Below are 24,167 nucleotides of genomic sequence, written 5' to 3'. Positions count from 1 at the left end.
GCGATCTTTTTTATTTGGTTTAACCTCTTTATTAACGGGCTATTGAGCCTCTAGAGGTATTTTGTTTTAAATATAATTCAATTGTTATGCCACCTTAATTTTTTTAAAGGTTTGAAAAAAAATTCTAACAACTGTAACAAAACCTAACGAACTGTATCTTTATACTGAAGCATTAACCTATTGAATACTACTAACCATCATATTGACTTGCTCATCGAGCAATGTAGAAACGGAAATCAGCAAGCGCAACTTGCGGTTTATAAGCGCTATTACAAAGCCATGTACAATACTTCGCTACGTATTGTAAAGGATAACGCTGAAGCCGAAGATGTTATGCAAGAATCCTTTTTAAGTGCCTTTACGAAGCTTGAAAGTTATAGCGGTGAAGCTACATTTGGCAGTTGGCTTAAGCGTATTGTGGTAAACAATAGTATAAGCAGCTACAATAAACGTGTACGTCGCAAAGAAGATGATCTTGAAGACACAATGTACAGACTTGAAGATGAAAACCAAGGCATCACAGAGTGCGATACAGACAATCTTGAAATACAGCGTGTAATGCAAACTATGAATCATCTCAAAGAGAATTACAGAGTAGCTCTAACCTTAAACCTAATAGAAGGTTATGATTATGAAGAAATGAGTGAAATACTGGGAATAAGTTATGCCAATTGCAGAACGACTGTTTCCCGAGCGAAAGAAAGTTTAAGAAAAAAATTAAGTGATTTAATCACAGAATAAAAGAATTATGAAAACGAATTTAGAAAACTGGTTTGAAGAACAGCGAGACTGTTTTGACATTGCCGAGCCCGGAGATGGTCATGAACTGCGCTTTTTAGACAAACTCAAAGAACGTAAAAAAGAAGAAAAAGTTGTTACCACCCGTACTTTAGACTGGTGGAAACCTCTGGCAGCAGCAGCCGCAATTGTACTCATTGTATTTGCAGGTTATGCAACCGTAAAACCCACAGTTTCAAATGTAGGTCTTGCAGCCGTTTCTCCAGAAATGGCTAAAACACAAGACTTCTTTACAAAAGCAATTGAAGAAGAGCTTTACAATATTAATGAAGCTCGCACTCCACAAACCCAAAAACTGGTTGAAGATGCGCTTGTACAACTCGAAATTCTTGAAAAAGATTATAATAAACTTACCAATGATCTGGCTACCAGCGGGGAGGATAAACGTGTGATCTATGCGATGATTGCCAATTTTCAGGCACGTATAGATTTACTCAACACTGTTTTAAAAGAAATAGAATCAATCAAAAAAATTAAAACAAACGATTATGAAGATCAATTACTATAAAACCCTATTACTTTTCTTGGTAACCAGCGCGGTGACCTTTGCTAACGGAAACGATCCTGATCGTTTTAAAGGTCGCTATACTAAAGAAAAGAAAATTACTAAAGAATACAACGTTAATTCAGATGCGTTGCTTAAAATCAATAATAGCTACGGAAATGTAGACGTGATTTCTTGGGAACAGAACAAAGTCGTTATTGAGGTTATTGTAAAAACAAACGGTAATGACGAGGATAAAGTGATGGAAAAACTTAATGAAATCGAAGTGAAATTTGATGCCAGCGCTGATATGGTTTCTGCTCGTACAGAGATTGAAGAAGGCAGAAGCTCGTGGTGGAGCAGCTGGACTTCAAGCAACAATAACGTAAATATGGAAATTAACTATAAGATCAAAGTTCCGGTTACAAATAAGGTTGACTTGAGTAATGATTATGGTGGTATTTCGATAGATAAAATAAAAGGTGTTGCTAAAATATCTTGTGACTATGGACATCTGGATCTAGGCGAACTGTTAGCAGATAATAACGTATTGAGCTTTGATTATACCAATAACTCGAATATCACTTATATGAAAAGTGGTAAAATAAGCGCTGACTACAGTTCATTCACACTTGAAAAAGCAGAAAATGTAGTGCTTAATGCAGATTATACCAAGTCAAATTTTGGTACCGTCAAAAACCTCAAATTCAGTTGTGATTATGGTGGAGTATCATTAGACGCTGCAAATAATATAGAAGGAAGCTCTGATTATCTTAGCGTAAAACTGGGTAAAGTAAGCGGGAACCTTGATTTGAATATGGATTATGGTTCGCTACGTATTGATGAGCTTACCGCAAATGCTGGTAATGTACGTATCAATACAGAATATGCCGGAGTTAAAGTTGGTTACAACGCAGCCTATAAATTCAATTTTATAATCAAGCTTGATTACGCTAGTCTTAAGGGTGAGGAGGAGTTTGAGATCACAAAGCGTCAAATTGAATCATCAGATAAATACTATGAAGGCTATTACGGTAGTGCTTCTGCTAAAAATAACTTAAGCATCAATTCGGAATATGGTGGTGTGAGTTTCTATAAAGTCAATTAATCAAATATCAATCAAAAAATGAAAAAATTAGTACTAATAGTAGTTATCGCGTTAGTTTCAGGTTCTGTAAACGCACAATGGTGGGGAGGAAAAAAAATTGAAGGTAATGGTAATTTAACCACTAATGATCGTAACGTAGGAGATTATGATGAAATAGGTGTCGCCGGTTCTTTTACCGTTATTCTAGTTGCCGGAAATGAAGGTAAAATAAGTGTTGAAGCAGAAGAAAACCTTCAGGAATATATTATCACAGAAGTAAAAGGGAACAAGTTAAAGATTTATACTGAAGATGGCGTTAGCTTGAGAACCAGCAGAAATAAAGACATAACAGTTACTGTTCCTTTTAAAGATATTGAAAAAGTAAGCATGGCTGGTTCTGGTGATGTGATAGGGAAAGACCCTATTAATGCGCAGAAATTTTCTTGCGCTGTGGCAGGAAGCGGTGATATGGTTTTAGAGGTAAATGCTCAGGATGTTAGCGCATCAGTAGCAGGTTCTGGAGATCTTTCGATAAGCGGTAGTGCTCAAAAAACACATTTAAAAGTTGCCGGAAGCGGTGATCTTGAAGCTTCAAGATTGAGCAGTATTGATGTTGAAGCCAGTATTGCAGGTAGTGGCGACATCAGCCTTAATTGTGATACAGGGACACTTAAAGCTTCTGTAGCTGGTTCTGGTGATATAATTTACAGTGGCAAGCCTAATAAAGTAGATTCTAAAGTCGTAGGCTCTGGAAGCGTCAGAAATTAAAACTCGATTATAGAGTAAATTCATCAATCAAATCTGAAAAAGGCTGTCTTAATAGACAGCCTCTTTTTATTCTGTCTGTTTAGTTATACGCTTACGAGGAACAAATAATAACAAAATTACTCCGGCAATAAAAAATACGATGAAGAACAGAATAGCATATCTAATACTTCCAGTTAATTGAGCCACATAGCCATAACTCAACATCCCGATTACAATACCTATTTTTTCTGAAACATCATAGAAGCTAAAATAAGAAGCAGTGTCCTTCTCTCCTTCAGGAATTAATTTGGAATACGTTGAGCGTGATAATGACTGTATTCCTCCCATAACTAGCCCCACAAATGCAGCAGTAAAATAAAACTGAAATGGTGACGTAATCGTATACGCATAAACACAGATCGCGATCCAAATACAGTTGAGCACAATTAACGTCTGAATATTTCCATATTTCGCCGAAGCTTTTGAGGTTAACCAAGCTCCTAAAACAGCAACCAGTTGAATAAGCAAAATACTAACGATAAGTCCGGTTGTACTATCTGTAGTACCCCAATCTAATTCTTCAATACCAAAATAGGTTGCGACAAGCATTATGGTTTGCACTGCCATACTATACACAAAAAAAGCAGTGAGATACGTACGCATTGGTTTATCTTCTTTCAGCTTTTTCCAGATTTTACGCAGCTCTTTAAAACCATTAAACAGCACATTTTTAGTAAGCTTTTCTTTCTTATTTCCTTTTGGGAGATAGTAATAGGTATACTGGCTGAAGCCTATCCACCATAAACCAGTTAATACAAAAGATAATCGTGTAGGCAGACCTTCATCTTCAAAACCAAAGGTTTCATACATCAAGATCATTGCCAGACAAACAAGGAGTAAAATCACACTTCCCACATAACCTAAAGAATAGCCTTTGGCACTTATTTTATCTTGTTGGTCAGGAAAAGCGATATCCGGCAAATAGGAGTTGTAAAAAACCAGACTAGCCCAAAAACCGATCAATGCCAGAAAATAGCATAAGAGTCCGAACCAGAGATACTCCATATTAAACCAAAACAATCCTATGCAGGAAACTGCTCCCAAATAACAGAAAAACTTCATAAAGGTTTTCTTATTCCCTACATAATCAGCAATCCCGCTTAAAAAAGGGCTTAAAAAGGAAACTACTAAAAAAGCTGCAGCGGTCACATAACTTATGAGTGTATCATTATTGAAGTCAAAACCAAAAAAGTTCACGGTATCATCTAAGATCTTTCCGTTCTCATCTTTAACTAGCGTTAGCGCTCCATAAAAGATAGGAAATACTGCTGACGCAATAACCAGACTATAAACCGAATTAGCCCAGTCATAAAAGGCCCAGGCATTTAAAAGTTTCTTACTCCCTTTTGGTAAAGCTTCCATAAAAAAATAACTAGTTGAATCGGCTAAAATAAGAAAGCCGCTCCAATAGAGCGGCTTTTACTTTTTATTTTTGCGTTATCCTATTTAAAAGATGTAACTCCGAATTTTTTAGCTTCTGCAACTGCACGCGGTGCGATTTGATTTAATGCCTGTATACGTGTATCTGGAGATGGATGTGTACTTAAAATCTCTGGAGTACCTGAACTTCCCTGAGCTTTCATACGTTCCCAAAGTTTAGGAGCTTCATAAGGATCATACCCGGCAATTGCTGCTATGATAGTTCCTATCTCATCAGCCTGACTTTCGTGGCTTCTACTAAACGGTAAAATACCCCCTACAGTACTTGCTGTCCCATAATATTGATTGAACAATTGCCCTGCTCTAGAATCGCCAAGCGCAATACCGCCCGCTGCTCCTACAATAGCCTGACCTTGTTGTGCAGTCATACGCTGGGCTCCGTGATTCGCTAATGCGTGAGCCAACTCGTGACCTAAAATCATCGCCAGACCGGTCTCATCCTGTGCAATAGGTAATATCCCTGTATATACTACAATTTTACCTCCCGGCATACAAAAAGCGTTTACTGCGTCATCTTTTACTAAGCTATACTCCCATCGGTAATCATCAAGATAGTTGGGATACCCAAGAGCAGTCATATAACGTTCTGCTGCTTTTGCTATATTATTTCCTACGCGCTGGACCATAGCGGCTTCAGCTGTTCCTTTTACAACAGTATTTTCAGATAAAAACTGATTATATTGCTGAAAAGCCATTGGAAATATTTTATCATTACTATAGGCGTTGAGCGTTTGCTTACCAGTAAACGGACTGGTTTTACAGCTTACAACGAGCACTATAGTCATAAATGCGACCAGTATTTGTTTTAATTTCATTTTAGTTTATTAAAGATTAGCGAGTTGAAATTACAAATTATAACCTCTTGCATTTTAACATTTAGCTAAATTTTAGTACAACTTGTGAAAATTATCCTATCAAATGAACAACTGAAAAGCCCTTAGGTAATTTGAGATACTTATCTTTTTTATCCAGATTGTTTAAATCATAGGTGACATTATCTACTTTAATACTCGTGATAACAAAAGGTAAACCTATTAGGTTAAGTTTTATAATGTCGTATTCAGTCTCATAGGTGCCAGACTTGTGTTGTTGTATCGTCAAGTCATTTCTCTTCCCGGTCAATTTAAAACTCCGTAAACTATAACGCCCTTTCTTATAATCATAACCATCGTTCGCATCTTCATAAACCTGAGACTTTATAGTTTCTTCGGCGAAATAAACATCGAGTTTTAACTCTTCAATAACCTTCTCCCCTACAAATTGTTGCACTGGGTATCGTGGTATAATTGAACCTGCTTTTACAAACATCGGGATGGTATCAAAATCTGCATCTACCCATAGTTCACGACCACCCTCAAGAACTTCATTAGTCCAGTAATCATACCAGTTCCCACGTGCCAAATACATCCTGCGCCCTTTAGAATTAGGTTCTAGGATAGGACAAACTAATATATTGTTTCCAAAAATGAATTCGTCTGTACGGTAATGGGTATGCACATCTGCCTGATCGTAATACACTAAAGGTTTTAGCATAGGGACACCATCTGTGGCGTACTCGTAAAACATCGTGTATAAATATGGTAAAAGCGTGTAACGCATTTCGATGAACTTACGCGTGATATTTGTCACCTCATCATCAAAAGACCAAGGCTCCTGATCCCCGTGATGCCCGCTGGAATGCACTCTGCAAAACGGATGAAAAACTCCAAGCTGAATCCATCTCACAAACAACTCACCAGTAGGTTGTTCTGCAAAACCACCAATGTCTGTACCGGTAAAAGACATACCAGACAAACACATACGCTGCACTTGGTTATTAGCAATCCATAAATGCTCCCAGGTTGCAACATTATCACCAGTCCAAGATGAAGTATAGCGCTGCGCACCACTATATGCTGAACGTGTAATAACCAAAGGTCGTTTTGGGTAAACAAACTTTTTTACCCCTTCGTAAGTAGCTCGTGCCATCTGTGTACCATAGACATTGTGGGCTTTACGATGACTACACGGATGACCATCATAATCGTGTCGCACATCATCAGGAAATGTTTTTCCGGGAACCTCCATTACTGCAGGCTCGTTCATGTCATTCCAAACACCACGCACCCCTATTTCACCTACTAATTCTTTAAATAAGCCGGCCCACCATTCTCGAACTTCAGGATTAGTATAATCTGGAAAGGCGCATTCACCCGGCCAAACTTTACCTATCATATAAGGACCGTCTGCACGTTTACAGAAATAATCTTTTTCTAAAGCCTCTTTATAAACCCAATAATCCGGATCGATTTTAATTCCCGGATCTATAATAACTATGGTTTTAAAACCATCATCAAGTAACTCCTGCACCATGCGCTTTGGGTCTGGAAAATATTCTTTGTTCCAGGTAAAACACCTGAAACCTTCCATATAATCTATATCCAGATAGATGCCATCGCAAGGAATTTTAAGATCTCTAAATTTTCGAGCAATTCCTTTTACAGTACTTTCAGGATAATAACTCCATTTACACTGCTGAAAGCCGAGAGTCCACAGCGGAGGTAATTCTGGCTTACCGGTAAGATGTGTATAATTTTCTACTACTTCATTCATCCCAGGACCGTAGAGAAAATAATAATTCATTTCACCTCCAGGCGCCCAAAAACTGGTTACATCTAATCGCTCATGACAAAAATCAAAATTAGACTTGAAAGTATTGTCAAAGAAAATTCCGTAAGCGCGTTTATCTTTTAAACCGATATAAAAAGGAACCGTTTTATAAATCGGATCTGTGTCTTTACCAAATGCATACGAATCTGTAGCCCAATTAGAAACCTTTTTCCCTCTTAAATTGAGATGAACCGGCTTATCACCCAGACCGTAGAAAGCTTCTCCCGGATGTGAGCGTTTACTCATTTTGACTATGTTTCCACCTAAAGGAAAACTTTCTTCATAATGAAAACCTATCTCATCTTCATTGATCAGATTTCCTTCAATATCAAGAATTTTAGTCTGCAGACTTATCTTTTCTATTTTAATGATAAGTTTAGCTGTGGTGATTATGTAGAAATTTTTATTCTCCGTAAGCTCCAGATAGTTGTAACCTATGTGATTTTCAGGATCTATTGCATACGAAAAATCATCTTCTAGTATACCACGCGTACCATATCTAAACCGAATCACACTGTCGCGTAAAACCGTTAATTCTAGTATGATATTATTTTCTGTGGTAAAATATAGTGTATCTACTTCTTGCCGGACGTTTACAACGGCATTGGGAAACTGATTACCCTTTTGTTCTAACTCCGTATTAATAATCATAAGTAGTCTTTATAACGTGTTGGGATTACTAAATTAAGGGTTTCTAGGGGGAATCTAGTTCACTAAAGTAAAAGATATTAACTACAACGTTGCAATCAGCTCAATATATTTAAAGTGCAAAAACCATTACTGCAAGTGGTGCTAAATCTATTTTTATAGAGTTTTCTCTATTATTCCATGGTACAGCTTCTACTGCAACACTTTCTAAAATAAAATCACCGCTACCACCATATTTTTTAGCGTTACTGTTAAAAACTTCTCGGAGTTTGCCTCCTGCTTTATATAATTCTGCTGGCGCACCTATTCTGTAGTTTTCCCGGGGAACCGGAGTATAATTACAAACTACTAATACAGATTCTTTAGACTTGTACCCTTTTCTAATATATGTAAGCACACTGTTCTCGCCATCTGCCCACTCGATCCACTCAAAACCTTCATGACTGAATTGTTTTTCAAATAAAGCAGGATGTGTTTTGTATAATTTATTAAGATCGATAACACATTGCTGTAAGCCAATGTGAAAATCATATTCGAGCAAATGCCAATCTAAACTTTGCTGAAAATTCCATTCTGAACTTTGTGCAAATTCACCTCCTTGAAAAATCAATTTAGTCCCGGGATGGGTAAACATATAGCCAAACATCAAGCGTAGGTTAGCAAAACGCTGCCATTCAGTTCCCGGCATACGATCAAATAAAGATTTCTTACCATATACTACCTCATCGTGCGATAAGGGCAACATAAAGTTTTCTGAAAACGCATAAGTTAAGCTGAAGGTAATATCGTTCTGATGAAACTTTCTATAAACAGGTTCTTTTTTAAAATACTCAAGCGTATCATGCATCCACCCCATCATCCATTTCATACCAAAACCTAAACCTCCTAAAAATACTGGTTTTGAAACCCCTGCATAACTTGTAGATTCTTCTGCGATGGTTTGAACATCAGGAAAGTTTTTATAAACCGTCATATTCAGCTCTTCTAAGAACGAAATCGCGTCTAGATTTTCTCTTCCGCCAAATTCATTAGGCTCCCATTCCCCGTCTTCACGAGAATAATCAAGATACAACATAGATGCTACTGCGTCTACACGTAAACCATCAATATGATATTGATCTAACCAGAACAATGCATTACTGATTAAAAATGCCCGTACTTCATTACGACCATAATTAAAGATCAAAGATTTCCAATCTGGATGCCACCCTTTTCGCGGATCTGGATGCTCATATAAGTGTGAGCCATCAAAATTACCTAAACCATGAGCATCTTCAGGAAAATGCGAAGGAACCCAGTCGAGAATCACCCCAATACCTGCTTGATGAAATTTATCTACTAATAACATGAATTCTTCGGGATAACCAAATCTAGAAGTAGGTGCAAAATATCCTGTTAACTGATATCCCCAACTTGGATCGTAAGGGTATTCCATTATTGGCATAAATTCCACATGCGTGAACTCCATTTTCTTTACATAAGCCACCAGTTCATCAGCCATCTCGGTATAGCTCAGACTCCGATTCTCTTCACCTGTCTTGCGCCAAGAGCTCAAATGTACTTCATATACTGAAAATGGGGTGTCTAGCGAATTATATTTTGCCCGGGTAGTCATCCATTTTTTATCCTTCCATTTATAATTTGCATCATAAACTACTGAAGCTGTTTTAGGTGGATGCTCTGCGCGTCTTGCAAACGGATCGGCTTTTTCGGTCTTAATATCATTATTATTAGACTGAATCTTGTACTTATAGATTGTGCCTGGCTCAACACCCGGAATAAAACCTTCCCAAATACCGCTGCCATCCCAACGTACATTCAACTTATGGTCTCCTTCTATCCAAAAATTAAAGTCTCCCACAACAGAAACAGATTTTGCACTGGGCGCCCAGACCGCAAAATAAGTTCCCTTTTCACCGTTAACGGTCATAGGGTGTGAACCCAGTTTTTCATAGAGTCTGAAATGCTTACCGGCCTTAAATAGCGAGATGTCAAATTCTGAAAATAAACTGTAAACGTGTACGTTACTCATAGTGTTGTTGGTTAAGAATATTAGAGATTCCTTTTAATGGAATTATAGCCCATCGTGGTCGAGCGTTTAACTCATAACCCAACTCATATACAGCTTTCTCTAACAGGCAATATTGCAATAAAAATTCGATTTCTTTAATGTAGCCAATATTTAAATTGGCTGTTTGTACTTCATTGATGTAGGTTTTTAAAAACACTCCTACTATATGACTGTAAAGCACTTCTGCAACTTCAAAAAGCTCTTCTAACGCATAGCTATATTGTTCAAAATTGTTGAAAATTGTCGCGTAGATTGCATAATTGAAAGATCTGAAAATCCCTGCTATATCTTTTATAGGAGGTTGTTTTACCTTTCGGTCTCTGATGGTGCTTTCAGGCTCGCCCTCAAAATCTATAATATAAAAATCACGATCTTTTACCAGAACCTGACCTAAGTGGTAATCTCCGTGAATACGCAGACGTTCACTTTTAAGCAAAGCTTCATCAAAATCAAGCAGTTGCTTTCTGATTATTTTTTTTTTACTTAACAGTTCATTTGCCAAATCTAACTGCAATCCTTCTAACTTATGAAGGTTATTTTCTACTAGGTTGATGCGGTTTTCAAATTGATAAATCAATCTGTTTTTTAACCAAACCGAATAATCACTACTGAAAGCCTGTGGCGTAAATGCTGTATTCACCCGTTCTTGCCCTAATGCTATGTGCATCTGGGCTGTACGCAATGCCAACTGGGAGACATCTTCAAAAAATGCTACAGGACACCAGGCTAATAATGCGGGCGGAATATCTGTGATCGCAATTTGCTGTAGATATCTTGTAGGTCTTAAAGTTTCTAATTTGGGTTTTTGTCTAGAAAGTTCTTCAAAAGTAAGTTTAAGATTATGTACAAAATATTCCCAGGCATCTCCTTGATTAGGAACAAGCTCTTGCATCAACCCCAGTGTGATCACATTTTTATTACTGAATTTTAAGGTGATGCTTCCTAAGTATTTTGGAGTATTTTTAAAAATACCTTTCATCGTCAGGTACTTGCTTATCTCATAATCAGGATTCTCATCTACATATACTCTCCTGAAAATTTTCAGAATATAACTATCATTATAAACGATTGAAGTATTGCTTTGCTCTACTCCCATCAACTTACTGCTTTTGTACGATTGTGCGGTATTAGAACGACCACGACGATAAGCAACTTCTTTATATCTATACTTTTCGCCCTCTAATATTTTTTCAAAGATTTGCTTTCGGAAAGACTCTAACAGCAATGCATCTACCAGAAATCCTGATGTACCATTTAAGTTTAAATGTGCGATAAATTTATCGCCTATCAATGACTGATCTGTTACAAAAGCAATGGGTAAAAAATAGTTATGTACAAAAGCTTCTTTAAAATTAACTTCTAGAACAATACCATAAAAAAGATCGTGATCGTCTTCTATAGGAAAACAGTCTATGATCTCAATATACTTGAGCGCACTGGCTTTACCGCCATACCAACGCTGGTTAAGAATATAAGGCTCTAGAATATCATCACACAACTCTTTCCTAAACCGGTCTAACTCAGTTAGGGTATTCCAATCTGAGTCATATTTAAACGAAATGCGACCATCTATTTCTTGATCCTGAGCCATTTATTAGTTTCTTTAAAAGTTAGTTGTTCTTTTATATAGGTTTCTATTTAAAGATCTGAAAAATATGGAATGGCATAGCCGGGTGTAGTTCTACATAATTCCATTCATCATTCCAAGTATACGTACTGTCTGTAACCAGGTCTTTTAACATAAGCTCTGACCCAGGTGCAAGGTTCATAGATTCATAAGGCAATCTCAAGCTACCAGCTTGTTTATAATAAGGATCAAGGCTAACCACGATGAGCAGTTCACTGGTTCGGTCTTGATTCCATTTATAAAATGCCATCATACCGTCATTATGTAAATCACAGAATCTAATATTGTTAGTCTGTTGCAATGCGGCATGTTGTTTTCTGATCGCATTAATCTTAGTAATAAGGCGAATGAGCTTGTTATCTGTATTCCAGTCCCAGTGGCATATTTGATATTTTTCAGAATTCATATATTCCTCTTTCCCTGGAACTGGTTCACTTACCATAAATTCATACACAGGACCATAAAGCCCAATGTTTGAGCTCAACGTAGCGGCGAGCGCATAACGAATTATATGCTGTGCCTCATTAGCACCTTGTAAATGATACGGATTAATATCTGGCGTGTTTGGCCAAAAATTAGGTCTAAAATATTCCTTTTGATTGGTCTGGGTCAACTCGGTGATATACTCGGTCAATTCGTGCTTACTCGTACGCCACGTAAAATACGTATACGACTGACTGTAACCTTGTTTTGCGAGCTGCTGCATCACCTTAGGACGTGAGAATGCTTCTGCTAAAAACAGTACATCTGGATGTTTTTTCTTTATTTCGGAAATAAACCAGTTCCAGAAATAATAGGGTTTAGTATGTGGGTTATCAACTCTAAAAACTTTTACTCCAAAATCTATCCAGTGAAAGGCAATGCTCAATAACTCCTTCCATAGATCTTTAAAATCTTCAGACTCCCAATAGAAATTTACGATATCCTGATATTTCTTAGGTGGGTTTTCTGCATACTGCATTGTACCATCTGGACGCTTTTTAAACCAAGAAGGATGCTCCTTTAAATAGGGATGATCGGGCGCAGCCTGAAATGCTAAATCCATCGCCACTTCTATCCCTAAATTATTTGCATGACTTATAAGGTTTCTAAAATCTTCTTCAGAACCCAACTCTGGATGAATAGATTTATGCCCACCCAAATGTGAACCTATTCCCCACGGCACACCACTATCTCCTTCTTCTGCATTGGTAGCGTTGTTTCTTCCTTTACGATTTACCTCTCCAATAGGATGAATGGGCGGAAAATATAACGTATCAAACCCCATTGAGGCTACACGAGGCAACAAAGGCTCACAATCTTTAAAAGTACCGTGTTTACCCGGCTCCTGACTTGCAGAACGTGGAAAAAACTCATACCAAGTACTAAAACGTGCCTTTAAGCGGTCTACATATATTTTTAATGTAGCACTCTCGTTTGCAAATTTGCGAGTAGGATTATCTTTAAAAATGCGGTGTAAGTCTTCAGAAACTGCATAGCGACATGCCTCATCATAGCGTTGCTCATCAGCAAAAAGCTCTTTTACAATACGCACATAATTCTTTCCATCTTCATCTAGCTTTGCTTCTACTGCTTCAAGATATTGAATCCCATCAAGTAATTCACTTTTCACATATTGCGCATCTTTCAACTTTGCTTCAATACCGTGCTGCCAGTTTAAAGCATGATCAATCCAACCCCGAATTTTATATTCATAAAAACCTTGATTTTCAACTACAAAATTAGCTGAATACGCATCGTTAACTCTGTGCGCTAATCGTTCGGTTTTCCAGACTTTATCTTGTTCCCATTTATAGCAAACTTCAGCTTCTACAACATCATGCCCATCACCTAAAACATCTGCAGTAACGTGCACCAGTTCACCAATAACTCTCTTTATAAAAAAGTCCCCGCCTTGCAGTTGGGGCTCTACATTCTCAATTACTATACGTTCTCTAGTCAAGGTTAGTTAGTTTTATATTTTCAGTTGAATACCTTTAAAAATAGCAATAATTAATTAGAAGCCGATACATTATATGAATTTGACAAAGGCTTAACAAACATAACACGCGTTAGTCTTTTGTTAAATGTGCGACTAAAACAAACCAAAGGATAGCGCTTTGCGTAATTTTAAAAAAAACGATAATGAAAAAAATACTTCTACTAATCCTGTTAATAAGCTTTAACGCTTGTAAAGGAACAGCTCAAAATGACAAACAAGAAACTTTTCCGGTATCTAAAACAGATGCTGAATGGAAAGCAGAGTTAAGTCCTGAAGAATTTCAGGTTTTGCGTCGGGAAGCTACTGAAAGACCTTTTAGTAGTGCTCTTTTAGATAACAAACAAGAAGGTACTTATGTTTGTGCAGCTTGCCAAAACCCACTTTTTAAAAGCAATACCAAGTTTGACAGTGGTACAGGCTGGCCGTCTTTTTACGATTATATTGAAGGAAATGTTGCTTTTGGCTCAGATAACAAATTGGGCTACACCCGTAGTGAAGAACATTGCGCAAATTGTGGTGGTCATTTAGGTCATGTTTTTAACGATGGACCAAAACCTACTGGTAAGCGACATTGTATAAACGGTGTTGCGCTACGCTTTGTTCCTTCAAATTAGTAAGACTTAAACAATTAAATAGATTTTCTCAGAACACAGTACGGAAAGAGAATTTGAATTTACACTAGATTTCAGAAAAAGCTTATGCTGAGTCTAGCAAAAACCGGAAAAGAATCTTGAAACTCTGAAGATTTCCGCCTAAGCCTGTGCTGAGTGAGTCGAAGTGCGGAAATGATAAAAAATAATATGAAAGAATATCCAATACAAAAAACGGAAGCTCAATGGAAAGAAGAGTTGGGTCCAGAACGGTATCATATATTGCGTGGTAAAGGGACTGAAAGACCCCATACCGGTAAATACAATCTGCATTTTGAAACAGACGGCACCTATCATTGTGGTGCTTGTCATGCAAAACTCTTTGAAGCGAATAGCAAATTTGAAAGCGGTTGCGGATGGCCCAGTTTTGACGAATCTATAGACGGTGCTGTAGAATATGTGCGTGATACCACTTTTGGAATGATGCGAACTGAAATTTTATGTGCCAATTGCGGCAGTCACTTAGGTCACGTATTTGATGATGGACCTACAGAAACCGGCCAACGATATTGTGTGAACTCTGCCTCAATAGATTACGACAGTAATTAGATTGATTATCAGCACAAACCGAAAAAAGCAAATTCGTTAATAATTTATTAAAACTTATAGCTTTAGCATAGTTTTAAAAGTTTCGGAATGACTCTTGATTTACTTTTAGCAATAAACTCAAAAACAAAAAACGATGAAAAAATTATTTACAATACTTAGTATAGTTGCTTTAGGATTTACAGCTTGTGAAGGTGACCCGGGACCACAAGGTCCTCCTGGAGTTGATGGAGTTAACGTTGTAGGGCAAACTGTAGAATACAATGTGAATTTTGACTATGTTGCAGGTGATAATTTATGGACATCCCTACTTAATTATAGTGATCTTGAAGTTTTGGAAGGTGATGCAATTCTAGCATACTTGCAGGAAGAAGTTCCCGGAGATAGCGGAGACATTCTAGCCTGGAGTCAATTACCGCTAAATAAATTCACTGCTAATGGTACGTTACAATATAGTTTTAACCATACAATGACAGATGCTGAATTATTAATTGAAGGAAATTACAATTTAAGTAATATTTCAACCTTTTACACAGATAATCGCGTGGTAAGATTAGTGATTGTGCCATCTGATATCGTAGCAGAATTCAACGGTGACTTCTCTAACTATCATGAAGTTATTAGCGCATTAGAATTGAACGAGACTGATATTAAAACGCTTCAATAGGCTTTAAGAATTAAACTTATGAAAGGCTTACTCACGGAAATACGAAAATGCTCCGTTTGTAAGCCTTTTTTGCCTTTAGGAGCTAATCCTATTATTTCGGCTTCGCCTCAAAGTAAAATTGTTCTGGCCAGCCAGGCTCCGGGAAAAATCGCTCATAGAAAGTCAATCGCCTGGGATGACCCCAGTGGCAAACGTTTACGAGAGTGGCTTGATGTAGATGAAAAAACCTTTTACAATCCCGATAATTTTGCGATTCTGCCTTTAGGCTTTTGTTTCCCTGGTAAAAGCAAAACCGGCGACCTCCCTCCCAGACCAGAATGTGCACCGCTTTGGCATAAAAAAATTACAGATCGCTTTAAAAACGACCCACTCTATATATTAATCGGTAATCACTCACAAACCTATTATTTACGAGACAAACTCACGCTTACCAGTCGTATTCAGAATTTCACAGAATATCTGCCCCACTATTTTGTACTCCCCCACCCTTCACCGGTAAATCATTTTTGGATGAACAAAAACAAATGGTTTGAAACCGATGTGATTCCTGTTTTACAAAACGAGATTAAAAAGCGCTTAAAATAACCAACACTCTCAAAATCACAAGCGCAGCCGCGTTCGTTTTTTAGGGTTTTTATGCGTAAATTCGTGCCTTCAAATTTCACTGAAAACTATGAGTAAATACGATATTATTGTCTTAGGAAGTGGACCCGGTGGTTATGTAACAGCTATCAGAGCTTCACAATTAGGTTTTAAAACCGCTATTGTAGAAAAAGAAAGCCTTGGAGGCGTTTGTTTGAACTGGGGTTGTATTCCCACTAAAGCCCTTCTAAAAAGTGCACAGGTATTTGAATATCTTAAACATGCTGAAGATTACGGTCTTAAAGTTGATGGTGCAGATAAAGATTTTGATGCTGTTGTAAAGCGTAGTCGTGGTGTTGCAGAAGGAATGAGCAAAGGTGTTCAATTCTTAATGAAAAAGAATAAAATAGACGTTATTGAAGGCTTTGGTAAACTAAAACCTGGTAAAAAAATTGATGTTGACGGCACAGAATACAGTGCTGATAACATCATTATTGCAACCGGTGCGCGTTCTCGTGAGTTACCAAGCCTTAAGCAAGACGGAAAAAAAATAATAGGTTATCGGGAGGCGATGACTTTAAAAGAGCAACCTAAAAAGATGATTGTAGTAGGCTCTGGGGCGATAGGTTGTGAGTTTGGTAGTTTTTACAATTCAATGGGAACAGAAGTAACCATCGTTGAGTATTTGCCAAACATTGTTCCGGTTGAAGATGAAGAAGTTTCTAAACAATTTGAGCGTAGTCTTAAAAAGGCAGGGATCAAAGTTATGACCGGTTCTTCAGTAGAATCTGTTGACACATCTGGTGACGGCGTTGTTGCGACTGTTAAGACAAAAAAAGGAGAAGAAAAGCTAGAAGCTGATATCGTTCTTTCGGCAGTGGGTATTAAAACCAATATTGAAGGAATAGGTCTTGAAGATGTGGGTATCATTACTGATAAAGACAAAGTTATCGTAAATGACTGGTACCAAACCAACATGCCAGGATATTATGCCATTGGTGATATTACTCCTGGTCCGGCACTTGCCCACGTAGCATCAGCTGAAGGTATCATTTGTGTGGAGAAATTAGCAGGAATGCACGTCGAGAAACTAGACTACGGAAACATCCCGGGATGTACGTATGCTTCTCCTGAAATTGCTTCTGTAGGTATGACTGAAAAGCAAGCTAAAGAAGCTGGTTACGAATTGAAAATTGGTAAATTCCCTTTCTCTGCTTCTGGTAAAGCAAGTGCTTCTGGAAACAAAGACGGATTTGTAAAAGTTATTTTTGATGCAAAATACGGGGAATGGTTGGGTTGTCATATGATTGGTGCCGGCGTTACTGATATGATCGCTGAAGCGGTTTTAGGTCGTAAGCTTGAAACTACCGGTCACGAAGTATTAAAAGCTGTACACCCACACCCTACAATGAGTGAGGCTGTGATGGAAGCTGTAGCTGCTGCATATGATGAAGTAATTCACTTATAACATCGCTTGCATTTAAAATAAAAAAACCTGCAATTTATTGATTGCAGGTTTTTTTATTGCTAATATTTTTTTTGTCACACCGGGCGCAGTCGAAATGCTAAACCGGAATCAGATCACAGAAATAAAATTCGGTATCCCAAGCTTTTTCATCATCAGAAAAACAATTATCATCATTGCTTTCTGCCCGTTCATATCGACGATTAACTTTCTCTCCTATTTTAAACGCTATTGGCTTTGAGAAAAGAGGTCCATCAAAAACAAAAGTGTGAAATTCCCCATTTTCTCCACAAGGATCTACATTCTTGGGTAAATCTGCCACAAATTGATGATCTAGTATTCTACCCACAAAAGACTCGTCTAGGTATTTTCCGTTTACGCAAACCGTGATTGCTTTAAAACCCAGATCAATAAATTCAGTTATTAATTGTTTAGTGTCTTTTTTCCATAGCGGAAAAACTGCTTTAAGTCCTACGGGAGCTAGCTGCTCTTCACGATAAGCCTTAAGATCTTCCAAAAAAATATCACCAAAAATAGTATGGGTATTTCCGGCAGCTTTCAATTTTCGGGCAGCGTCTCCAAGAATTTTAGAAAATTCAGACATAGAAACATTTCCGTTCAATGCAATTTTTTCCAGTGGTAATCCTAAACGTTCCGCCTGAAAGTCTAAAAGTTCTTCCCTTAAACCATGCATAGAAACACGCGCAACATCAGTGTTAACAGTAGTAACTAGTTTTGTAATCTTGAATTCTCTTTCAGCCAGAACTTGATAAAGTGCTAATGCCGAATCTTTACCACTACTCCAATTAAAATAAGCTTGTTTCAAAAGATAATTTTAAAGAAATGATTTAATCGCTAGTTCGTAACTCTGCAGACCAAAACCTACGATGATTCCTTTAGCGTGTTTTGAAATGTAAGATTGATGACGAAATGATTCGCGAGCAAAGGTATTAGATATATGAACCTCAATGACCGGCACTGAAACCGCAGCGATAGCATCACCAATTCCTACTGAGGTATGCGTATAAGCTGCTGCGTTAAGTACAATCCCATCAAAAACACCGTCTGCATCCTGGATTTTGGTAATTAAATCCCCTTCGGAATTAGACTGAAAATAAGACAATTCAGTTTCCTTAAATTGAAACTGAAGCTTTGAAAAATAATCCCCAAAAGACTGACTACCATAAACGTCGGGTTCGCGTTTGCCGAGTAGGTTTAAATTGGGGCCGTTTATAATGAGTATTTTGAGTTCTTGTGCCATTTACATAAATTGAAATAGTTACTGATAATAAAGCAAAATAAATATCGTTTAAATCGGAATTATCAAGTAAAGGTAATTTAAAAAATTACTATAAAAAAAGCCCCGCGTTGCGAGGCTATTTCTAGAATTGGTTGGTAATTGAAGTAACTTTTAGAATACAAACCCTACACCTGCCTGAATTGCATAGTTGTAAGCACTTACATCGTCATAGATTTTTGTAAATCCTCTGGTATAACGTCCTTGAATGAATAAACCGTTATCAAACTGGTATTCTAAACCTGCAGCTGTACCGAATTCAAAATCGTTAGCACCATCTACAATATCAATATCTCCTGAAGCAGAAGTTGGACTATAATCAATTTCTTCACTTACTAGGAAGTTGAAAGATGGACCTGCTTGTAAGCTTAAACCATCTGCCAAGTAAATTTTAGCCATTAAAGGCACTTGGATGTAGTCTAACTGATACTCTATATTGTCATCAACATCTAGAAAGTTATCCTCATCAATTGCTGCGATAGTTGAACCTTGAGCAGAATAAATTACCTCTGGTTGAATAGAAAACATTTCAGAAATAGGAAGCTCCGCAACTAAACCTGCATAAAAACTGGTTCTTGAATCTTGATCTGCAGAATCATCTCCTGCGATATTAGCAAAATTCACCCCACCTTTAACTCCAAAATGAAACGTATCTTGAGCCTTAGCTGCTGTAGTACCCAATGCAATAAAACTTGCAATTAAAATTAGCTTTTTCATAAATAATTTGTTGTTTATAATTTTCGACAAAGCTATATTCTATAAGGCCTAAGAAGTATTAATAGAACTCTAAGATTTATTTAAAGAATTCACAATTGGCAAGGCATAACAACAAAAAGAGCAAACAATTTGACTGTCTGTGAATTAAGATTTTCGGGTATTTTTGAGAAACGATTTAAACTTCATTAATAACCTGAAAACTAAAATTTTGTGGTTTATTGTATAAAACATAAACTATTTTTTAAATGTTAAATTCTGTTAAAAAATAGTAAATACTTAAAAGCATGATTGCTATTTTCATCAACGTAAAGATGCTGATCACTAATTTTAAATGGTGAAGTGAAAAAAGAATTTCGGTTTAAAACAAAAAACACCTCTTTCAAGAGGTGTTTTTATATTGTAAGTTATACTTATCTCTTAATTGAAGATAAATCCTAATGAAGCGGCAAACACACCGTTTTTAGTTGCATTATCTCCTGTCTCACCATCATAAATATCTGTGAATCCCTGAGTATAACGCGCATTTAAATACATACCCCCGTTAAATTTGTAACCTACTCCTACTGCACCAGCAAAGTCAATATCATTAAAATTGTCTTCATTTAAACCTACAGTTGCATTAGGACCATCAATTTTACTATCAACTAGAAATCCCACTTGTGGACCTGCTTCTATATATAGACCTTGAACTAAATAGATCTTAGCCAAAACAGGAACATTAATATAATTCAGTTGAAATTCGGTATCCTGATCATTATCCCGCTGAATCAAATCAAAACCCTGACCTGAGTAAAAAACCTCCGGTTGGATTGCCAATTTTTCTGTTACCGGAATTTCAACAAGAGCACCTAAATTAAAAGAAGTTCTGGCACTATCATCATCAAATTCACCAAAACGATCTCCAGTTAAATTTGAAAAGTTAACACCACCTTTAATACCAAAAGCTAACTCGCTTTGGGCTTGCATGAGAGAAGTAGTTCCAAAAACAAGTATTGCTGCAAAAAATAATTTTTTCATGATTTTTATATTTAGATTTGAAACAAAACTACTTTTCAAGCAGATACACTCTTATTAATGCTTTTATAAATTATCTTTAAAGTATTCCCAAAAACAATGTATTCCATTTATGAATTGGCAAAAATCGTTAATAGATTATAAATTATTCTTAAAGCTTGAGCGCGGCCTTTCAGAAAATTCTGTAATCAATTATGGCCTTGATATTGCCAAACTCATCAATTGGATTGAAGAAAATTCGATAAAAGAAAGCCCAATTTCTATTCATAAAGAACGTCTTCAGGAATTTATTTATGCAAATGTCAAGACACTTAACGCAGCCTCACAAGCACGTTTAATTTCAGGATTGAAAGGATATTTTGACTATCTGGTATTTGAAGATTACCGCAAAGACAATCCAACCGATTTAATAGAATCTCCTAAAGTAGGAAGAAAACTTCCGGATACCTTATCTGAAAAAGAGATCGACCAAATCATAGAATCAATAGACCTCAGCTCACCCCAGGGAGAACGCAATCGTGCAATTATAGAAACACTATATGGGTGTGGCCTCCGCGTATCTGAGTTACTAAACTTAAAATTATCAGATCTGTTTTTTGATGAAGGTTACATTTTAGTTACGGGTAAAGGCGATAAACAGCGTTTTGTACCCATCGCTCCAATAACACAAAAGTTTATCACGATATATATAGAACAGGTACGAACTCACGAAGAACCAAAACCAGAATTTACCAATACCCTTTTTTTAAATAGGCGCGGCGCACAACTCACGAGAGCGATGATTTTTACTATCGTTCGTAACCATACTCAAAAAGCCGGTATAAAAAAGAAAATTAGTCCGCATACATTTAGACACTCTTTTGCCACACATTTATTACAAAATGGAGCTGACCTAAGAGCCATACAACAAATGCTGGGGCACGAAAGCATAACTACTACAGAAGTATACATGCATGTAGATCGCACTCATCTAGCCGAAGTAATGAACACCTTTCATCCCAGAAAATAAAAAGTAATTTATTTAAAATATAAATTAAAAAATCCCGAACTATTACAGTCCGGGATCCTTCAACTAACCAAAAAAAACTTACTTACTTAATTTTAGGAAACTTCGATTAAGCGTTTTGCCTGAACTTTAGCTTCCTCTTTCTTTGGGATTGAAATATTTAAAACCCCATTATCATAACTTGCATTAATCTTAGCGCTATTTACCGTTTCAGGTAAGCTAAATGCACGTTTAAACGTACTGTAACTAAATTCTCTACGGGTATACTTTCCTTTATCTTCAGATTTATCAGATTCTTTACGCTCTTGAGCAGAAATGGTTAAAACATCATTATCCAACTCTATATTGAAATCTGCCTTAGTCTTTCCTGGAGCTGCTACCGCAAGTTCAAAACTCTCATCATTCTCTATAATATTAACAGCTGGTATACTCACCCCTATGCTGTTAACATTTGTAGTTCCACCTAACCAGTCTGTTTTAAACATATCATCAAAAACTGATGGTAACCAATTGTCGTTTGTTCGCTTTACTAAACTCATATCTATAAATTTTATGTTATGTTTTCTGTTTACGGTTAGATATTAGCAAAACAGATACCAACACGTTTATCAAGCCATTATGTCATAAATTATTGTTTTTTAGGTGACTTTTTGTCAATTTTAAATAAAATAAAAAGCCCGACTGAAACAGCCGGGCTTTTAGGACTAACTAAAAATATTAAACTAAAACTATCTAGTACCTTCTATTTTTACCGGCACGTGATAGGTTTGACCAATTAAAGCTTGAGAATCAAGCTTTTTATAATTTAAGCGACCTTGTATAAACTTCTCTATAGAAGCATCCTTAGAGTCTACATTAAGTACAACTACCTCGTTGTTCTTATTAACCGTGAAAGAGACTTTTACTGAGATGGTTTCTTCAACTTCAAAGTTGGGATCAGATAAGAAATTACCCAATTCTCTGTTCATTGCCTTTTTAACAGCTTTGCTTGTAGTTTTTGCTGTTGGCTCGGTTGGTTCTGTTGTGTTTGCGTTTAACGCTGTACCGCAGATGATTGCAACTGCAAGTACCATTGTTTGAAAAGTTTTCATAATGTTTGATTTTTGAATGATGTACTAAAAAGACGCTCCAAAAAGCAAACAGTTACACCTCTAAAATAACTTTAACAGTATATTAACTGTTTTAAACCTTAAAAACCAAGCACTTACCCAACAAAACTAAATCAATTAAGCTAATGCTATCTTGCTATTTTTCAACTTATTACAAATGATAAAATCACATCAATAATTTTAGAAAATTAATTTTCTATTTTTTTTATCCAAATCGCAAACGATTGAAATAATTCCATTAAAAAAGCCTCAATCATAATGATTGAGGCTTTAAATTTCCGCTTTGCGGAAACACTATACTTTAAAATTAAGCAAGGACCTGCTGAACTTTATCTGCTGCTTCTTGAAACTGAATCGCACTTTGAACATCAAGACCACTATTATCTATTAATTCTTTTGCTATATCAGCATTTGTACCTTGAAGTCTTACAATGATAGGCACATTGATAGTACCCATATTTTTATAAGCATCTACGATACCTTGTGCAACGCGATCACAACGTACAATACCTCCAAATATATTTACTAAAATTGCTTTTACATTAGGATCTTTAAGAATAAGATTAAATGCCGTCTCTACACGCTCTGCATCTGCAGTACCACCTACATCTAAAAAGTTAGCTGGCTCACCACCTGCTTGCTTAATAAGGTCCATAGTTGCCATTGCAAGACCAGCACCATTTACCATACAACCTACATTACCATCAAGATCAACATAGTTAAGACCTACCTCTTTAGCCTCTACCTCTACTGGATTTTCTTCACGCTTATCACGCATTGCTGCATAATCTTTATGACGGTATAATGCATTGTCATCTAAAGATACTTTTGCATCAACAGCCATTATTTTATCATCACTCGTTTTTAAAACCGGATTGATCTCAAATAAAGAAGAATCTGAAGCTGAATATGCCTTATACAATGCTGCAACAAACTTGGTCATTTCTTTAAAAGCTGTACCACTCAACCCTAAGTTAAAAGCTATACGTCTTGCCTGAAATCCTAATAATCCTGTTGCAGGATCTATTTCTTCTGTAAAAATCAAATGTGGAGTTTTCTCAGCCACTTCTTCGATATCCATCCCACCTTCGGTAGAATACATAATCATATTTTTACCGGTACCTCTGTTTAATAAAACAGACATATAATATTCTTCCGGTTCACTATCTCCAGGGTAATAAACATCTTCAGCAACCAATACCTGATGTACTTTTTTACCTTCTGCAGAAGTCTGAGGAGTTACCAGATTCATCCCGATGATTTGTCCTGCGATTTCTTCTACTTCCTGAAGGTTTTTTGCCAACTTCACTCCACCACCTTTTCCTCTACCTCCAGCGTGTACCTGAGCTTTGATCACGTGCCAGCCTGTTCCGGTTTCTTCAGTAAGTTTTTTTGCAGCTTCTACTGCTTCAGCTGGAGTAGTTGCTACTTTACCGCGCTGTATACGCACTCCAAAACTGCTAAGTATTTCTTTTCCTTGATATTCGTGTAGATTCATAATCAGGCGTTTCTATTTATTTGA

General features: G+C 36.8%; 23 protein-coding genes. 10 read left to right on the top strand and 13 right to left on the bottom strand.

Features of this window, described 5'->3' with window-relative positions; genetic code table 11:
• Positions 1-180: 180 nt before the first annotated feature.
• The 4 genes from DSM03_RS06500 to DSM03_RS06485 are packed head-to-tail and all read left to right on the top strand — an operon-like array spanning position 181 to position 3,137.
• Positions 181-741, top strand: a complete 561-nt coding sequence (locus DSM03_RS06500; protein WP_128761231.1) for an RNA polymerase sigma factor — start codon at positions 181-183, stop codon at positions 739-741.
• 7 nt (positions 742-748) lie between these two features.
• Complete coding sequence (locus DSM03_RS06495; RefSeq protein ID WP_128761232.1) at positions 749-1,306, top strand: DUF4179 domain-containing protein; 558 nt, start codon at positions 749-751, stop codon at positions 1,304-1,306.
• On the top strand, positions 1,287-2,390 hold the full coding sequence (locus tag DSM03_RS06490; RefSeq protein ID WP_128761233.1) for a hypothetical protein: 1,104 nt from the start codon (positions 1,287-1,289) through the stop codon (positions 2,388-2,390). The genes DSM03_RS06495 and DSM03_RS06490 overlap by 20 nt, the downstream gene beginning before the upstream one ends.
• A gap of 18 nt (positions 2,391-2,408) precedes the next feature.
• Complete coding sequence (locus DSM03_RS06485) at positions 2,409-3,137, top strand: head GIN domain-containing protein (protein ID WP_128761234.1); 729 nt, start codon at positions 2,409-2,411, stop codon at positions 3,135-3,137.
• 66 nt (positions 3,138-3,203) lie between these two features.
• Here the strand turns inward: DSM03_RS06485 and DSM03_RS06480 are convergent, their stop codons facing one another.
• The 6 genes from DSM03_RS06480 to DSM03_RS06455 form a co-directional block, all read right to left on the bottom strand.
• Entirely contained in the window at positions 3,204-4,538 is a 1,335-nt protein-coding gene (locus DSM03_RS06480; RefSeq protein ID WP_128761235.1) for an MFS transporter, read from the bottom strand.
• A gap of 80 nt (positions 4,539-4,618) precedes the next feature.
• Positions 4,619-5,431: a M48 family metallopeptidase gene (locus DSM03_RS06475; protein ID WP_128761236.1), complete on the bottom strand. Its 813-nt coding sequence runs from the start codon at positions 5,429-5,431 to the stop codon at positions 4,619-4,621.
• 91 nt (positions 5,432-5,522) lie between these two features.
• Positions 5,523-7,916, bottom strand: a complete 2,394-nt coding sequence (locus DSM03_RS06470; protein WP_128761237.1) for a glycoside hydrolase family 31 protein — start codon at positions 7,914-7,916, stop codon at positions 5,523-5,525.
• 109 nt (positions 7,917-8,025) lie between these two features.
• Positions 8,026-9,945, bottom strand: a complete 1,920-nt coding sequence (glgB, locus tag DSM03_RS06465) for a 1,4-alpha-glucan branching protein GlgB (RefSeq protein WP_128761238.1) — start codon at positions 9,943-9,945, stop codon at positions 8,026-8,028.
• Positions 9,938-11,575, bottom strand: a complete 1,638-nt coding sequence (locus DSM03_RS06460) for a phosphotransferase (RefSeq protein WP_128761239.1) — start codon at positions 11,573-11,575, stop codon at positions 9,938-9,940. Before DSM03_RS06460 ends, glgB begins: the two co-directional genes overlap by 8 nt.
• A gap of 43 nt (positions 11,576-11,618) precedes the next feature.
• Positions 11,619-13,553 carry an alpha-1,4-glucan--maltose-1-phosphate maltosyltransferase gene (locus DSM03_RS06455; RefSeq protein WP_128761240.1) on the bottom strand — a complete coding sequence of 645 codons (1,935 nt, stop codon included), beginning with the start codon at positions 13,551-13,553 and terminating at the stop codon, positions 11,619-11,621.
• A 182-nt stretch (positions 13,554-13,735) separates the two neighbouring features.
• Between DSM03_RS06455 and msrB (DSM03_RS06450) the strand changes: the two genes are divergently transcribed.
• The 5 genes from msrB (DSM03_RS06450) to lpdA all read left to right on the top strand — a co-directional run bounded on the left by msrB (DSM03_RS06450) (position 13,736) and on the right by lpdA (position 17,505).
• A complete protein-coding gene (gene msrB, locus DSM03_RS06450; RefSeq protein ID WP_128761241.1) occupies positions 13,736-14,206 on the top strand; it encodes a peptide-methionine (R)-S-oxide reductase MsrB in 471 nt (156 codons plus the stop codon).
• Between the two features lie 186 nt (positions 14,207-14,392).
• Positions 14,393-14,791 carry a peptide-methionine (R)-S-oxide reductase MsrB gene (msrB, locus tag DSM03_RS06445; RefSeq protein ID WP_128761242.1) on the top strand — a complete coding sequence of 133 codons (399 nt, stop codon included), beginning with the start codon at positions 14,393-14,395 and terminating at the stop codon, positions 14,789-14,791.
• A 133-nt stretch (positions 14,792-14,924) separates the two neighbouring features.
• The gene (locus DSM03_RS06440) at positions 14,925-15,455 is read left to right on the top strand and encodes a collagen-like protein (RefSeq protein ID WP_128761243.1); all 531 of its coding nucleotides are present in this window, start codon (positions 14,925-14,927) and stop codon (positions 15,453-15,455) included.
• A gap of 18 nt (positions 15,456-15,473) precedes the next feature.
• Positions 15,474-16,040: a uracil-DNA glycosylase family protein gene (locus DSM03_RS06435; protein WP_128761244.1), complete on the top strand. Its 567-nt coding sequence runs from the start codon at positions 15,474-15,476 to the stop codon at positions 16,038-16,040.
• 88 nt (positions 16,041-16,128) lie between these two features.
• On the top strand, positions 16,129-17,505 hold the full coding sequence (lpdA, locus tag DSM03_RS06430) for a dihydrolipoyl dehydrogenase (RefSeq protein ID WP_128761245.1): 1,377 nt from the start codon (positions 16,129-16,131) through the stop codon (positions 17,503-17,505).
• A 97-nt stretch (positions 17,506-17,602) separates the two neighbouring features.
• Here the strand turns inward: lpdA and DSM03_RS06425 are convergent, their stop codons facing one another.
• The 4 genes from DSM03_RS06425 to DSM03_RS06410 form a co-directional block, all read right to left on the bottom strand.
• Positions 17,603-18,328 carry a Dph6-related ATP pyrophosphatase gene (locus DSM03_RS06425; protein ID WP_128761246.1) on the bottom strand — a complete coding sequence of 242 codons (726 nt, stop codon included), beginning with the start codon at positions 18,326-18,328 and terminating at the stop codon, positions 17,603-17,605.
• A 9-nt stretch (positions 18,329-18,337) separates the two neighbouring features.
• Positions 18,338-18,763, bottom strand: coding sequence for a type II 3-dehydroquinate dehydratase (aroQ, locus tag DSM03_RS06420; RefSeq protein WP_128761247.1), 426 nt, complete (start codon positions 18,761-18,763; stop codon positions 18,338-18,340).
• 150 nt (positions 18,764-18,913) lie between these two features.
• Positions 18,914-19,516 (bottom strand): porin family protein, encoded by a 603-nt coding sequence (locus DSM03_RS06415; RefSeq protein ID WP_128761248.1) that lies wholly within the window; start codon positions 19,514-19,516, stop codon positions 18,914-18,916.
• A gap of 417 nt (positions 19,517-19,933) precedes the next feature.
• Complete coding sequence (locus DSM03_RS06410) at positions 19,934-20,533, bottom strand: porin family protein (RefSeq protein WP_128761249.1); 600 nt, start codon at positions 20,531-20,533, stop codon at positions 19,934-19,936.
• A gap of 109 nt (positions 20,534-20,642) precedes the next feature.
• Between DSM03_RS06410 and DSM03_RS06405 the strand changes: the two genes are divergently transcribed.
• On the top strand, positions 20,643-21,539 hold the full coding sequence (locus DSM03_RS06405) for a site-specific tyrosine recombinase (protein ID WP_128761250.1): 897 nt from the start codon (positions 20,643-20,645) through the stop codon (positions 21,537-21,539).
• 92 nt (positions 21,540-21,631) lie between these two features.
• On the opposite strand, the gene DSM03_RS06400 is transcribed toward DSM03_RS06405, so the two are convergent.
• The 3 genes from DSM03_RS06400 to sucC all read right to left on the bottom strand — a co-directional run bounded on the left by DSM03_RS06400 (position 21,632) and on the right by sucC (position 24,143).
• Entirely contained in the window at positions 21,632-22,075 is a 444-nt protein-coding gene (locus tag DSM03_RS06400) for an Hsp20/alpha crystallin family protein (RefSeq protein ID WP_128761251.1), read from the bottom strand.
• A 189-nt stretch (positions 22,076-22,264) separates the two neighbouring features.
• Positions 22,265-22,627: a hypothetical protein gene (locus tag DSM03_RS06395; protein WP_128761252.1), complete on the bottom strand. Its 363-nt coding sequence runs from the start codon at positions 22,625-22,627 to the stop codon at positions 22,265-22,267.
• 325 nt (positions 22,628-22,952) lie between these two features.
• Complete coding sequence (sucC, locus tag DSM03_RS06390) at positions 22,953-24,143, bottom strand: ADP-forming succinate--CoA ligase subunit beta (protein ID WP_128761253.1); 1,191 nt, start codon at positions 24,141-24,143, stop codon at positions 22,953-22,955.
• Positions 24,144-24,167 lie beyond the last annotated feature (24 nt).

The sequence above is a fragment of the Leeuwenhoekiella aestuarii genome (assembly GCF_004104055.1).
In the GTDB taxonomy this organism is placed as follows: domain Bacteria; phylum Bacteroidota; class Bacteroidia; order Flavobacteriales; family Flavobacteriaceae; genus Leeuwenhoekiella; species Leeuwenhoekiella aestuarii.
This window is presented reverse-complemented; position numbering and strand designations above follow the sequence as displayed.

Excerpts from the sequence above, each read along its gene's own strand:
- DSM03_RS06495 (WP_128761232.1), top strand. The coding sequence starts at position 749 with ATGAAAACGAATTTAGAAAACTGGTTTGAAGAACAGCGAGACTGTTTT.
- DSM03_RS06490 (WP_128761233.1), top strand. The coding sequence starts at position 1,287 with ATGAAGATCAATTACTATAAAACCCTATTACTTTTCTTGGTAACCAGC.
- DSM03_RS06485 (WP_128761234.1), top strand. The coding sequence starts at position 2,409 with ATGAAAAAATTAGTACTAATAGTAGTTATCGCGTTAGTTTCAGGTTCT.
- DSM03_RS06480 (WP_128761235.1), bottom strand. The coding sequence starts at position 4,538 with ATGGAAGCTTTACCAAAAGGGAGTAAGAAACTTTTAAATGCCTGGGCC.
- DSM03_RS06475 (WP_128761236.1), bottom strand. The coding sequence starts at position 5,431 with ATGAAATTAAAACAAATACTGGTCGCATTTATGACTATAGTGCTCGTT.
- DSM03_RS06470 (WP_128761237.1), bottom strand. The coding sequence starts at position 7,916 with ATGATTATTAATACGGAGTTAGAACAAAAGGGTAATCAGTTTCCCAAT.
- glgB (WP_128761238.1), bottom strand. The coding sequence starts at position 9,945 with ATGAGTAACGTACACGTTTACAGTTTATTTTCAGAATTTGACATCTCG.
- DSM03_RS06460 (WP_128761239.1), bottom strand. The coding sequence starts at position 11,575 with ATGGCTCAGGATCAAGAAATAGATGGTCGCATTTCGTTTAAATATGAC.
- msrB (WP_128761241.1), top strand. The coding sequence starts at position 13,736 with ATGAAAAAAATACTTCTACTAATCCTGTTAATAAGCTTTAACGCTTGT.
- msrB (WP_128761242.1), top strand. The coding sequence starts at position 14,393 with ATGAAAGAATATCCAATACAAAAAACGGAAGCTCAATGGAAAGAAGAG.
- DSM03_RS06440 (WP_128761243.1), top strand. The coding sequence starts at position 14,925 with ATGAAAAAATTATTTACAATACTTAGTATAGTTGCTTTAGGATTTACA.
- DSM03_RS06435 (WP_128761244.1), top strand. The coding sequence starts at position 15,474 with ATGAAAGGCTTACTCACGGAAATACGAAAATGCTCCGTTTGTAAGCCT.
- lpdA (WP_128761245.1), top strand. The coding sequence starts at position 16,129 with ATGAGTAAATACGATATTATTGTCTTAGGAAGTGGACCCGGTGGTTAT.
- aroQ (WP_128761247.1), bottom strand. The coding sequence starts at position 18,763 with ATGGCACAAGAACTCAAAATACTCATTATAAACGGCCCCAATTTAAAC.
- DSM03_RS06415 (WP_128761248.1), bottom strand. The coding sequence starts at position 19,516 with ATGAAAAAGCTAATTTTAATTGCAAGTTTTATTGCATTGGGTACTACA.
- DSM03_RS06410 (WP_128761249.1), bottom strand. The coding sequence starts at position 20,533 with ATGAAAAAATTATTTTTTGCAGCAATACTTGTTTTTGGAACTACTTCT.
- DSM03_RS06405 (WP_128761250.1), top strand. The coding sequence starts at position 20,643 with ATGAATTGGCAAAAATCGTTAATAGATTATAAATTATTCTTAAAGCTT.
- DSM03_RS06400 (WP_128761251.1), bottom strand. The coding sequence starts at position 22,075 with ATGAGTTTAGTAAAGCGAACAAACGACAATTGGTTACCATCAGTTTTT.
- DSM03_RS06395 (WP_128761252.1), bottom strand. The coding sequence starts at position 22,627 with ATGAAAACTTTTCAAACAATGGTACTTGCAGTTGCAATCATCTGCGGT.
- sucC (WP_128761253.1), bottom strand. The coding sequence starts at position 24,143 with ATGAATCTACACGAATATCAAGGAAAAGAAATACTTAGCAGTTTTGGA.